The 11,906-nt window shown below is 70.2% G+C and carries 10 protein-coding genes; 2 read left to right on the top strand and 8 right to left on the bottom strand.

Annotation, left to right across the window (positions count from 1 at the left end; all coding sequences use genetic code 11):
* From QM591_RS00555 to nhaA, 3 genes are read right to left on the bottom strand one after another with little or no spacing between them, the layout of a single operon-like run.
* Entirely contained in the window at positions 1-351 is a 351-nt protein-coding gene (locus tag QM591_RS00555) for a UBP-type zinc finger domain-containing protein (protein ID WP_415128508.1), read from the bottom strand.
* A 40-nt stretch (positions 352-391) separates the two neighbouring features.
* Complete coding sequence (locus QM591_RS00550) at positions 392-2,020, bottom strand: FAD-dependent oxidoreductase (RefSeq protein ID WP_415128506.1); 1,629 nt, start codon at positions 2,018-2,020, stop codon at positions 392-394.
* Positions 2,021-2,058: 38 nt separating this feature from the next.
* A complete protein-coding gene (gene nhaA, locus QM591_RS00545; RefSeq protein WP_415128504.1) occupies positions 2,059-3,999 on the bottom strand; it encodes a Na+/H+ antiporter NhaA in 1,941 nt (646 codons plus the stop codon).
* 184 nt (positions 4,000-4,183) lie between these two features.
* Here nhaA and QM591_RS00540 point away from each other — a divergent pair, with 184 nt between their 5' ends.
* Positions 4,184-4,663: a YbaK/EbsC family protein gene (locus QM591_RS00540; RefSeq protein ID WP_415128502.1), complete on the top strand. Its 480-nt coding sequence runs from the start codon at positions 4,184-4,186 to the stop codon at positions 4,661-4,663.
* A gap of 12 nt (positions 4,664-4,675) precedes the next feature.
* On the opposite strand, the gene QM591_RS00535 is transcribed toward QM591_RS00540, so the two are convergent.
* Genes QM591_RS00535 through QM591_RS00520 form a run of 4 tightly spaced genes read right to left on the bottom strand, consistent with a single transcriptional unit; the run spans position 4,676 to position 9,838 of the window.
* Positions 4,676-6,565, bottom strand: a complete 1,890-nt coding sequence (locus QM591_RS00535; RefSeq protein ID WP_415128500.1) for a glycogen debranching N-terminal domain-containing protein — start codon at positions 6,563-6,565, stop codon at positions 4,676-4,678.
* Positions 6,562-7,440: a carbohydrate ABC transporter permease gene (locus tag QM591_RS00530; RefSeq protein ID WP_415128498.1), complete on the bottom strand. Its 879-nt coding sequence runs from the start codon at positions 7,438-7,440 to the stop codon at positions 6,562-6,564. The genes QM591_RS00535 and QM591_RS00530 overlap by 4 nt, the downstream gene beginning before the upstream one ends.
* Complete coding sequence (locus QM591_RS00525; protein WP_415128496.1) at positions 7,437-8,567, bottom strand: carbohydrate ABC transporter permease; 1,131 nt, start codon at positions 8,565-8,567, stop codon at positions 7,437-7,439. Before QM591_RS00525 ends, QM591_RS00530 begins: the two co-directional genes overlap by 4 nt.
* 5 nt (positions 8,568-8,572) lie before the next feature.
* The gene (locus QM591_RS00520) at positions 8,573-9,838 is read right to left on the bottom strand and encodes a sugar ABC transporter substrate-binding protein (RefSeq protein WP_415128494.1); all 1,266 of its coding nucleotides are present in this window, start codon (positions 9,836-9,838) and stop codon (positions 8,573-8,575) included.
* A 147-nt stretch (positions 9,839-9,985) separates the two neighbouring features.
* Between QM591_RS00520 and QM591_RS00515 the strand changes: the two genes are divergently transcribed.
* Positions 9,986-10,999: a LacI family DNA-binding transcriptional regulator gene (locus QM591_RS00515; RefSeq protein ID WP_415128492.1), complete on the top strand. Its 1,014-nt coding sequence runs from the start codon at positions 9,986-9,988 to the stop codon at positions 10,997-10,999.
* A 79-nt stretch (positions 11,000-11,078) separates the two neighbouring features.
* Here QM591_RS00515 and QM591_RS00510 read toward each other — a convergent pair whose 3' ends face one another.
* Positions 11,079-11,885 (bottom strand): IclR family transcriptional regulator, encoded by an 807-nt coding sequence (locus tag QM591_RS00510; RefSeq protein WP_415128490.1) that lies wholly within the window; start codon positions 11,883-11,885, stop codon positions 11,079-11,081.
* Between the last annotated feature and the right edge of the window lie 21 nt (positions 11,886-11,906).

Below are 11,906 nucleotides of genomic sequence, written 5' to 3'. Positions count from 1 at the left end.
TCAGGCCTGGTCGAGGCGGGCGCGCCAGTCGAGGGGCACGCGGCCCCGCGGGCCCGGCGCGGGCTGGGCGTCGGGGTGGCTCCTGGGCGGCGCGAGAGGAGGGCCGTCGACCAGTTCCTCGGCGACATAGTCCCAGAACCAGTCCTCGCCGGGCTCGAAGCTCTGGATGTAGCGGTGGCCGGTCGCGTGGAAATGCGCCGTCGCGTGCTTGGCGAGGGAACTGTCGCAGCAGCCCACGTGGCCGCACGTCGCGCAGCGGCGCAAGTGCACCCACCACCCTCCGGCTTCGTCGCATTCGACGCACCCGTTGCCCGAGGGGGGAACGGTGGTGTCGATCTCTGCGTCGGTCATCGTGCTGTCCTCTCCATCGTGGAACGACCCCGGTGGTGGGTCATCCGGCCAGGGCCCGGTGTACCGAGGCGACGGCGCTGGATCCTTCGCCGACGGCCGCGGCGACCCGCTTCATCGAGCCGCGACGCACGTCGCCCGCGGCGAAGACGCGTGGAGTAGATGTCTCGAACGGCAGCGGTTCCCGGCCGAGGTGCTGCCACCGCTGCAGAGACTGCACGGCCACGTCCGTTCCGGTGCGGATGAAGCCGTCGTGGTCGCGGTCGAGTCCTGGCACCCACGACGTCGCGGGATCAGCCCCGATGAAGCAGAACAGGCCGCGTGCGTCGAGCCGCCCTGCCGTGTCGATCGTCACGGACTGGAGCGACGTGTCGCCGTCGAGGGCGACGACGTGCGACTCCCGGTGGATCTGGATCCGCGGCTCTTCGACGAGGCGGTCGACCAGATACGACGACATCCGAGCGCCCAGGTCGGTGCCGCGGACGACGAGATGCACGGGCGAGCCGTGCGCGGCCAGGTACAGGGCCGCTTGTCCCGCGGAGTTGGCGCCACCGACGACCACGGCCGGCGCTCCGGTCACCTGGCGCACCTCCAGGGGCGTCGCCGCGTAGTAGATGCCCGCGCGCTCGAAGTCGCTCCATCGGTCGATCGACAGGCGTCGGTAGGCGGCACCGGAGGTCACCACGACGGAGCGTGTGCGGACGACGCGTCCATCGGCGAGTGTCACCTCCAGGGCGTCGTCGACGGCGCCGAGGTCGACCGCCTCGCAGGGGGCGTACACGCGCACACCGAACTTGAGGGCCTGCAGAGTCGCCTGCCCGATCAAGTCGCCGCCGCTGACACCGAACGGGAAGCCGAGGAAGTTCTCGATCCGCGAGGTGGCCGCCGCCTGCCCGCCAGGAGCCACCGCATCCAGGAGCACCGTATCGAGGCCCTCGGACGCGCCATAGATGGCGGCCGCGAGCCCGGCGGGCCCTCCGCCGACCACGACGAGGTCGACCACCTCGTCGGCCGTCGACTGATAGCTCAGCCCGAGGCGCTCGGCGACAACGCCCGGAGTCGCGTGCGGCACGGGCTCGCCCTGGATGAACGCGAGCGGCAGGTCGGCCTCGGAGAAATCGTGGCCCATCAAGTAGTCGTCGCCGGGAGTGAGGGCGACGGCGGCATGCACCAGGTCCACACGTTCGGCGAATCGGCGCAGGGCGAGGAAGTCGCTGGAGGAGCTGTAACCGACGAACTTGAGCGTCATGGCCGCTGGTCCGTTGCGCAGCGACTCGCGCCGAGCCCACAGCGCGTGGAGGATCACGTCGCTGAGCTCGTCGTCCTCGTTCATGAGCCGGCGCAGCTCCGTCCGGCTGATCCGCCGCACCCGGCCGGGGCCGGTCGCCCGCGCGGAGAGGAAGGCGCCCTGCCCGTTGAGCAGCCCCAGCTCTCCGGCGAAGGTGCGGGGGCCCATCCGCGTGATGACCGCTTCCGTCACCCAGCGGAGGGCATCGCGGACGATCTCGATCTCGCCCTCCTCGATGACGATGAGGTCGTAATCGCGCTCGCCGGAGCGGAAGACGTACTCGCCCTCGGCCACCTCGTGAGGGGTGCCCGCCGCGGTCAGCCGAGCCCACTGCGCGTCGGTGAGGGTCGGCGAGAGCGTGGGATCGATGGGGGCGTCTGTCATGGGGACCTCCGGGTGTCCAGGTGTGTGACCGGCCGACCTTACGCGCCGGCGGCCTGCGTCGTGCTCGCCGCGCCCGCTGCCGAGGTCTCCTGCAGGGCACGGATAAGGGACTGGGCGTCGTACGGGCCGACGTGGCGCCGCCCGTTGAGGAAGAACGTGGGGACGGAAGTGACTCCCATGGCCTCGGCGTCGAGCATGTCGTCGCGGACGCGGGCGGTGACCTCCGCCGATTCCAGATCGCGCTCGAAGCGTTCGACGTCGAGTTCGAGGCGGCGTGCGAGTCGCACGATGTCGGAGGGGAGCTGGTTCTCCTGGTCGGCGAACAGTCCGCGCTCGAACTCGAAGAACTTCCCCTGCAAGGCCGCTGCCTCTGCGGCCTCGGCGTCGGCGAGGGCGTTGGGGTGCTGGGTGGTCAACGGAGCGTGGCGCCACACGTACCGCAACTGATCGCGAAGCTCGGCGTGCACTTCCTGGATCGAGCCGGAGGCCTTCAAGCAGAACTCGCACTGGAAGTCGCCGTACTCCACGATCGTGAAGGGCGCGTCGGGAGCACCCCAGATGTGGTCGCGGCGGGGGTCCACGGGGCGGACGAGGGTCTGGCCCGTGTCGATGTCGCCGCGGACCGCATCGGAGATCCGGAACACCACGGTGGCGAGCAGGAACGCGATCACGGAGGCCGCGAGCACGCCCACGCGCGCCTCGTTCTGCGCGGAAGGATCGGAGATCGCGAGATCGATGATGAAGAGCGAGATCGTGAAGCCGATGCCGCTGAGGGCTGCGCCGCCCGCGATCCGGTCGAGGGTGAGGCCGGGGCCGAACTCACCCAGCCGGAAGACGCGCAGGAGCGCCGTGGATCCGAAGATGCCGAGGAACTTGCCGACGACGAGTCCGGCGACGATGCCCCACGTCAGCGGGGAGCGAAGCGCGCCGGCGAGGATGTCTCCCGTGATGACGACGCCCGCGTTGGCGAGGGCGAACAGCGGCAGGATGACGTACGCGACGTACGGCGCGTAGGCGGACTGCAGTCGTTCGTTGATGGAGATCGACTCGCGCAGGCTGTTCGCGGCGGCGCGAGCGTACTGCGTGTTCGGCGACTGGCGGAAGGTGCGGGCCAGCTCCAGCGCGTGCTCCACGTCGCGGCGGTTCGGGCGGTAGACGGGCACGAGAAGCGCGATGGCGACGCCGGCCAGCGTCGGGTGCACGCCGGAGGCGAGGAACGCCAGCCACACGATGATCGCGAGGGTCGCGTAGACCGGGCCCCGGCCGCTACGCAGGTACCGTGTCGCGAAGACGCCGGCGAGCCCCACGGCGGCCACGGCGAGCCACATCGGTTCGAAGGAGTCGGTGTAGACGAGCGCGATGATGCTGAGGGCCCCGATGTCGTCGACGACGGCGAGGGCCAGGAGGAAGATGCGCAGCCGCCCCGGCACGCGCGGTCCGATGAGGGCGAGGGCGCCGACGAGGAAGGCGGTGTCGGTCGAGATCACGACACCCCACGCGGCGGCGTGCCCCGACGGTGCGGCGATCAGCACGAACAGGAGAGCCGGGAGGGCGAGCCCGGCGATCGCGGCGATGACGGGCACCATGGCCCGGGACCAGCTGGTGAGCTCGCCGATCGCGAACTCCCTGCGCACTTCGAGCCCCACCGTGAAGAAGAAGATCGCCATCAGCGCGTCGTTCACGAGCGCATGGAGCGTGAACTCCAGGTGGAGGTCGCCGAGTCCTATGCTGAGGTGGGTCTCCCAGAAGGTCGCGTAGCTTCCCGACGCGTTCGCCCAGACGATCGCGACCACTGTGGCGACCAGCAGCAGGAGGGCCCCGACGCGTGCCTGCCCCATGGCGCGGATCGTGGCGGCGATCGAGGTGCGTTTCCGCGGCGGCGTGCGACGGCCCGCTTCTGCACGCGGTCGACGCCCCGCGCTCTGCGGGGCGGGGCGTTCTGCGGGAGTGCCGCTGGTGGTGGTCGACGAAATGGTCATGCGTGTGCGCCGTCCTTCGCAGGTCTTCGCTGTCGTCTGCGTCTGAGAATAGGGGCTCGCAGACGTGCAGGGGTCGTGTTCGCTCTGCGCTGCGCCTCCGGGAGCACCCTAGGCTGTCCCCAACCCGATCAGATCCGTACCCGATCAGATCCGCGCCCGATGGCCTTCGCCGAGGAGAGACCCCATGACGTCGTCGCCGCTTCCCGCCCGCAGCCGTCTCGTCCAGGAGGCCCTGATCGCGGCAGGGCTCGCCGGCGAGATCGTCGTGCTGCCCGGCGCCGCATCCACCGCCGCGCTCGCCGCCGAGGCGCTCGGTGTAGAGGTGGGCGCGATCGCGAACAGCCTCGTCTTCTGGTCCGACGGGGAGCCACTCCTGGTGATGACCAGTGGCGCGCACCGGGTCGACACGAAGGCCCTCGCGGAACGCCTCGGTCGCAGCCGTATCGAGCGAGCGAGCGTCGATCAGGTGCGGGAGGCGACGGGGCAAGCGATCGGGGGTGTCGCCCCGACGGGCCACCCGACGGCGCTGACGACCGTCGTCGACGAGGCGCTCGCCGAGTACTCCGAGATCTGGGCCGCCGGAGGCACCCCGCACACGGTGTTCCCGTTGACCTTCGACGAGCTCGTGCGCGTGACCGGCGGCGTCGTCAGCAAAGTGGACTGACGACGCCGCGTCTCAGCGTCCTGCGATCTCCCACGCCGTGACGGCTGCGGCGGCTGACCATGCTTGTGGCCGGCACGCGGCCGGGTAGGGAGCCGGAGCCTGCACCTCGCGCGCATCGTCGCCGGCGTGCAGCTCCGGCACGCGATAGTCGAAGGCCTCAGCCGCCGCGAGGAGACCGGCCACGACGCTCCGAGCGTCGTCGGTCAGGCCCGCGCGGGCCATCCCGCGCGCGACGATCGCGGTGTCGTGCGTCCAGACGCTCCCACCGTGGTAGCTGAGCGGCCAGTATCCCGCCGCCTGAGTGGAGAGCGTCCGCAGCCCGAAGCCCGAAGACACGGTCGGCCCGCACAGGAGAGCTGAGACTGCGGCCTCGTCCTCCGGGTCGAGGATCCCGGTGCCGAGCAGGTGACCGGCGTTCGTCGTCAGTGTGTCGACGGGGGCTCCATGGCGGTCGAGCGCGATCGCCGGGTACCGGCCCTCGGCCGTGGTGACCCAGAAGCGCTCCGCGAAGCGTCCCTTGAGCTGCGCCGCCCACTCTCGCAGCTCCGAGGAACCCGGTCGGTCGAAGCGGTCGAGCAGGCTTGCCGCCCCCTGAGCGGCCTCGTAGGCGTAGCCCTGCACCTCGCTCAGCGCGATCGGGCCCTCCGCGAGCGAGCCGTTTCGCCACTGGATCGAGTCGCCCGAGTCCTTCCAGCCTTGGTTGGACAGCCCGTGCCCGGTCTCGTCGACGTAATCGAGGAACCCGTGTGCACCGACGCTGGTCGTGATCCACTCCAGCGCCGCTTCCAGGTGGGGGAGGAGCGTGCGCACCTCCGCCTCGGGCATTCCCGCCTCGGCGGCTTCGACGAGGAGGCACACCCACAGGGCCGTCGCGTCGACGGTGCCGTAGTAGAGCGGCGGGAGCACGATTCCCTCGCCGGGCATGGCGAGCTCACCGGAGCGGAGCTCGTGCATGATCTTGCCCGGCTGCTCGGCCGTCTCGGGATCGTTCTTCGAGCCTTGCAACCGCGCAAGCACGCGCAAGGTGGAGGCCGCCGTCGTGACATCGAGCGGCAGGAGCAGTCGCGCCGCCCAGAGCGAGTCACGGCCGAACAGCGTGAAGAACCACGGCGCCCCCGCGGCGAAGAAGACGTCGTCGGGGTGGTCGGGGAGCGCCAGTCGGAGAGCATCGAGGTCTCCCAGGGCGCGATCGAGCCAGCGCGAGAGGCGCGGGTCGGCGGTCGGGGCGACCTCCGGCGCCGACCACGGAGCCGGTGCGGCGACACCGCGGACGACGAGCGACGGATCGTCCATCGTCACGCTCCACTCCACGGTCGCCGAACCGAACGGTTCCACCTCTCGTGCCCAGGTCAGTGCGATGTCGGCGCCGACCACGACCTCGGCCCCGTCGGTGCGCACGTCGAGGGCGGCTGCACCCGACGACACACGCAGACCGTCGGAGACCGACTCCGCTCCCCACGACGACCGCTCCGCCGCGCCGGCCTTGACCTGCTGGAGGGCCGTGAAGTCGGGCTCCCACGTGCTGCGCACCCGGAGTGAGACAGGCTCGGCGAGATGCGATCGGACGGTGAGGGTCTCGGTGACACGGCCGTCGGTCACGCGACGGACGCGCTCCAGGCGCACCTTGGGATCGGGAAATCGGTCGTCGACCCCCCGCAGGACGGCGTCGAAACGCACCTCGCTGGCCGCCGGGGAGGTGTGACGGATCCACTCCGGTGCGGCGAACGCCGTATCCGCGCCCGCGTACTCCAAACGGAGCGTCCGGACGAATCGCGTGTCGCCGTGGTAGAAGCCGTCGATCGTGGCCGCGCCCAGGTCACCGTCCGATCCCGACCACGCCTGGGTGGGGGCCGAGAGCGCCACCACCCGATCCGACAGCAACGGCTGCAATCCGTCCGTCATCCCTTCACTGCTCCTTCGCTGGTGTTCATGATGCGTTTCTGGAAGATGAAGAACAGCACCGCGACCGGGATGGTCATGAGCGCTGCGGCTGCGAGGCGCAGCGGATATTGCGTTCCCTGGCTGAGCGCCCCGGACGACAGCGAGGCGACGCCCTTGGTGAGGGTCGTCAGTCCCGGCGACTGCGTCGACACGATGAAGTGGCTGAGCTCGTTCCACGACCCCTGGAACGACAGGATCACGATCGTGATGAGGGCGGGCCGGGCCATCGGCAGGACGACAGACCAGAACACGCGGAAGGTTCCCGCGCCGTCGATGCGGGCCTGTTCCTCCACCGACACGGGGATCGACTCGAAGAAGCCCTTCATGATGAACACGCCCGCTGCGTCCACGAGGAGCGGCAGGATCATGCCGGCATACGAGTCGTACAGGCCGAGCTGGTTCAGCACGAGGAACTTCGGGATCAGGAGCACCACCGTGGGCACGGCCATGACGGCCACGACCATGCCGAACACCACACTCCGCCCGCGGAACTGCAGGCGAGCCAGCGCGTAGCCGGCCAGCGAGACGAAGAACACGCGGCCGAGCGTGACGGCGATCGTCACGATCGCGGAGTTGGCGAACCACAGCGGGAAGTCGCTGTTGAGGAAGAGCCGCTCGTAGGCCGCGGTCGTGAACGTCTGCGGCAGGAGGGAGATCGGGTCGGACGCCGCCTCGGCCTCCGACTTGAACGAGGTGGCGACCTGGACGAGGAACGGATAGATGTAGACGACCGCGAGCAGCACGATGAGCGCGTACAGGGCGATCTGTCCGCTGGTGCTCCGCAGGGTGAGGCGGCGCCTGCGTCGCGTGGGCGCGGTGACGGTGGTGGCGGTCACGACGACATCCCCTCTCTGGTCGCCCGGGACTGGTAGGCGCGGATCCGGCGCCGCGAGACGGGCCGGTCGCGCAGCACCCAGCGCTGGAAGATCGTGAACACGATGATGATCACGAACAGGATGAACGCGATGGCGGCGCCGATACCCCAGTCCTGGCTGCCGAAGGCGGCCGTGTACGAGAGGTAGGCAGGGGTCATCGTGGTCTTGGCGGGGTCGCCCTGCGTGCCGGTGTAGATCTGGTCGAACACCTGCCAGCAGCCGATGAGTCCGAGGGTGATGACGGTGAACAGGGTCGGCCGGAGCTGCGGCAGGGTGATCCGCCAGAACCGCTGCCACGCGTTCGCGCCGTCCATCATCGAGGCCTCGGTCAGTTCGTAGCCGACGTTCTGGAGGGCGGCGATGAACAGGAGCATGAAGGTGCCGCTCGTAGTGAACACGGCCATGAGGATGAGGGCGAACATCGCGACGGAGGGCCCGGCGAGCCAGTCCCACCACGACAGACCCAATGCGGTGTTCTGGGTGAGGGCGTCGGGGCCCGAGGTGATCCCGAACGCGCTGAGGACGACGTGGACGAGGCCGCGCGGATCGCGGAACCAGTTGGGTCCTTCGCCGCCGAACCACGCGATGATCGCGTTGACCGGCCCGGTGAAGGAGAACAGGAACAACCACAGCACCGTGATCGCCACCGAGCTCGTCACCGAGGGGAAGTAGAAGGCGGTGCGGAAGAAGCCGCGTGCGCGCAGCATGCGCCGGCTCACGAGCACCGCGAGGAAGAGCGACAGCGCGGTCTGCAGGGGGACGACCAGCAGCACGTACCACGCGTTGTTGCGCAGCGCCGTGCCGAAGTCACGCGTCGCGAGCCCACCGGTCGTGATCGCGGCGTAGTTGTCCGCCCCGACGAAGTTGACGCCGGAGGAGAAGGGGCTCCCGCGCCCGGACCAGTCCGAGAAGCTGACCCAGAGCGCCATGAGCACGGGCACGAAGAGGAACAGGCCCAGGATGAGGATCACCGGCGAGACGAACAGCCAGCCCGCTCGGGCCTCCCCGCGCCGCGTCCCGCGGGAGCGGGACGGGCGCGAGGAGGCCGGGCGGGAGGGTGTCGCGGCCGGGGTGACGGTCGCGGTCATGGTCGTCAGCCGACGATGGCCTCGAGGTTCGACTGCACCGAGTCGAGGATCGCCTTCGGGTCGCCCGTCGCGAGCGATCCCAGCTGCGCGTTGAAGTCGGTCACGACGTCGGCGGCACCCTTGTTGGTGGGCACGCCCTGCGCGTACGCCGATCCGTCGAGGAACGCGACGAGGTCGGGGTTGTCCGTCTTCCACTGCTCGGCAGCCGACTGCACCGACGGCATCGGCCCGAACGCCTTCGAGAAGGCGAGCTGCTGCTCGGCGCTGGTCAGGTACTCCACGAGCTTGAGCGCACCCTGCTGGTTGGGGCTGTCGGCGGCCATGCCCCAGCAGTTCGTGAACTGCAGAGTGCCCTTGCCGGCGGGGCCGGCGGGAAGCTCCACGACCTTGGCCTTCACATCGGGGAAGTCCCCGAGCGCACCGGTGATCCAGTTGCCCTCGATGGTCATGGCGCCCAGCTCCTTCCCGAACGCCTCACCACCCCAGCCGGCTCCGACATCGGCCGCGTAGGCGAACGTGCCGTCCTTGAGGTGCTGCTGCACGTAGGTGAGCGCCTCGACGTTGGCGTCGCTGTTGGCCTCGGCCTTCGTGCCGTCCTCGGACACGAGTCGGCCGCCCGCCTGCGCCATGAAGGCGCCCACGCGGGCGTACTCGCCGCCGAAGACCAGGCCGGTGGTGTTGTCGGTGGTGAGCTTCTTCGCGACGGTGGCCAGCTGATCCCACGTGGTGGGGATGTCGGCGTCGGTCAGCCCCGCGTCCTCCCACAGGCCCTCGTTGATGATGAGCTGCAGCGTGGAGAAGTCCTTCGGTGCGCAGTAGAAGGTGCCGTCGTAGGTGAAGTTGCTCACGAGCGACTCGTAGAAGTCGCTCTTGTTCGCCAGCATGTCGCCGTAGGCCTGGAGCGACCCGTTGTCGGCGTAGCCGGCCAGCTGGTCGGTGGAGAGGTAGAAGAGGTCCGGCGGCGAGCCCGCCGCGAAGCCCTGCGACAGCTGCTGGGCGAGGTCGGTGGCCACGACGACCTCCGCCTTCGTGCCCGATTCGGCCGACCAGGCCGCGACCGCGTCCTTGACCGCCTTCGTCTCGGCGTCGCCGCTCGATCCGATCAGGATCGTCAGCCCGTCGTCCGACGAGGTGAGCCCGCCGGGTGCGGCGCTCCCGCTCTGGCTCGGCGTGGTGTCCGTGAACCCCTGGCCGCAGCCGGTCAGGGCGAGGGTCGTGACGACCGCCAGCCCCCCTGCCGCGAACAGCGTCCGTGCTGTGTGTCGCTTCATCGCATCTCCTTCGATTGCCGGTCATCCCGTGGGTGTGGTTCTTGAACGATCAAGAATCTCTGCAATCTCGAGATTTGATCGTTCAAATTATGGGATGGTTGAAAAGATAAGGCGAACGCGGCGTGAGTGTCAAGGGCAGGTGAGCGGATGGGTCCGCAGAGGTCGGCCACGATCGACGACGTCGCGCGCTCAGCCGGCGTGTCCCGCCAAACGGTCAGCAACGTCCTGAACACCCCGTCGATCGTCCGCGAGACGACGCGGCAGCGAGTGCAGGACGCGATCGATCGTCTCGGTTACGCGCCGCACGCCTCGGCGCGCCGCCTCCGCACGCGTCGCAGCTCCACGATCGGCATCCATCTCGACCCGTACGCCGGCGGGATCTCGGGCGTCGTCCTCGACCGGTTCGTCCACGCCCTCACCGAGCGCGCGGGGGAACGCGGCCTGCGCGTCATGCTCTACGCCGCGCGCTCGCCCGAGGAGGAGATCCGGCGGATGACCGACCTCCGCGACGGCGGGGAGATCGATGGTGTCGTCATCACCGGCACCTTCCACGGCGACCCCCGCACGGGGTGGCTGGTGGAGCGCGGGATCCCGTTCGTCTCGTTCGGCCGGCCGTGGGGACTCGACGACGTCGCTGACCCCGCCCATCCCTGGGTCGACGTCGACGGCGCGGCGGGAACGGCCGCGGCCACGCGGCACGCGATGGCGTCGGCCGGCCCTCGCGTGGCCTTCCTCGGGTGGCCGCCCGGCTCGGGGACCGGCGACGATCGGGAGCGGGGCTGGCGCGACACGATCGCCGATCCCGCCTCGCGCGAGGCCCTTCGCCTCGTGAGCGAAGAAAGCGTGGCGCTCGCGCGCGACACCGTGGGCGACGCGCTGGCTCGTCACGATCTGGACGCCCTCGTGTGCGCCAGCGATTCTCTCGCGATCGGCGCACATCTGGCCGCCGTTGCGGCCGGGTGTCCTCGGCTGCCGATCATCGGCTTCGACAACACACCCGCCGCCGAGGCGCTGGGCCTGTCGAGTGTCGAGCAGCTGCCCGAACGCGTCGCGACCGGAGTGCTCGATCTACTCGTCGACGCTGCCGGGGCCATCGCGGTGCGCGAGGTGACTCCGGGAACCGCGCACGTGCTCGTGGAGCCGAAGCTCGTCGTGCGCTGAGCGGACGCTCGGGCAGGTCTGTGGGGGCCCGACCCGCGGTGGCTCGGACGCTCGGGGGTAGGAGGCCGGAAGTCCTGCGTCAGGGCGCCGACGGGCCCGAACCCCCGCGGCCGCCGATGCGACGCGAGAGCTCAGTGGCGGCCGCCCGGGCCGCCTCCACGAGCGCGTCACGATCACCGGCGACGTCTTCCGGCCAGGTGATCGCGACCGCTGCCGCGGGCCACCCGGCGTGGTCGCGAACGGCCACGCCGATCGAGCGGAATCCCAGCGTCACCTCCCCATCCTCCTCGGCGTAGCCGCGCACGCGGGTCTCCCGCAGCACCTCGGCGAGCTCTCGCGGCCGTGTGGGCCCCCGACCGGTGCGATCCGCAAAGGCCCGTGCGTCCGGGAAGAGGGCACGCACCTGCGCGCGGGGGAGGAGGGCCAACATCGCGCGTCCGGTCGCGGTGAGGGGTGCCGGAAGGCGCACACCCACATCGGTGATGAGCGCCGGGCGCCGGTGCGCGCGCTCTTCGACGATGTAGAGCACATCGCGCCCGGTCATGACGGCGAGGTGGGTGCTCTCGCCGGTCCGATCGGAGAGTGCCGCGAGGAGCGGTCTGCCGAGCCGCGCCAGCGGTTCCTGCCGGGCGTACCCGCCGGCCAGCTCGAAGGCGGCCGTGCCCAATCCCCAGCGGCGATCGTTCGCGAGGTGGACGACGAATCCGTGCCGCGCCATCTCCGACAGCAAGTGGTAGACGGTGGAGCGTGGGATCGCGAGCGCGTCGGCGATCGTGCGCGCCGCTACGGGCCCCCGCTGGCGGGCGAGATGGCTGAGGATGCGCAGCGTCTGGTCTGCCGCGGGCACCTGCGGCGTCCCCGCCGGACTGTCTGGGATCACAGACACAGAATGCCAGAGGTCCCTGTT

The organism is Microbacterium sp. (assembly GCF_047607225.1).
Lineage (GTDB): Bacteria > Actinomycetota > Actinomycetes > Actinomycetales > Microbacteriaceae > Microbacterium.
The sequence above is the reverse complement of the archived record's forward strand: the minus strand, read 5'-3'. Positions and strand labels throughout refer to the sequence as shown.

Excerpts from the sequence above, each read along its gene's own strand:
- QM591_RS00515 (WP_415128492.1), top strand. The coding sequence starts at position 9,986 with ATGGGTCCGCAGAGGTCGGCCACGATCGACGACGTCGCGCGCTCAGCC.
- QM591_RS00550 (WP_415128506.1), bottom strand. The coding sequence starts at position 2,020 with ATGACAGACGCCCCCATCGATCCCACGCTCTCGCCGACCCTCACCGAC.
- nhaA (WP_415128504.1), bottom strand. The coding sequence starts at position 3,999 with ATGACCATTTCGTCGACCACCACCAGCGGCACTCCCGCAGAACGCCCC.
- QM591_RS00535 (WP_415128500.1), bottom strand. The coding sequence starts at position 6,565 with ATGACGGACGGATTGCAGCCGTTGCTGTCGGATCGGGTGGTGGCGCTC.
- QM591_RS00540 (WP_415128502.1), top strand. The coding sequence starts at position 4,184 with ATGACGTCGTCGCCGCTTCCCGCCCGCAGCCGTCTCGTCCAGGAGGCC.
- QM591_RS00525 (WP_415128496.1), bottom strand. The coding sequence starts at position 8,567 with ATGACCGCGACCGTCACCCCGGCCGCGACACCCTCCCGCCCGGCCTCC.
- QM591_RS00520 (WP_415128494.1), bottom strand. The coding sequence starts at position 9,838 with ATGAAGCGACACACAGCACGGACGCTGTTCGCGGCAGGGGGGCTGGCG.
- QM591_RS00555 (WP_415128508.1), bottom strand. The coding sequence starts at position 351 with ATGACCGACGCAGAGATCGACACCACCGTTCCCCCCTCGGGCAACGGG.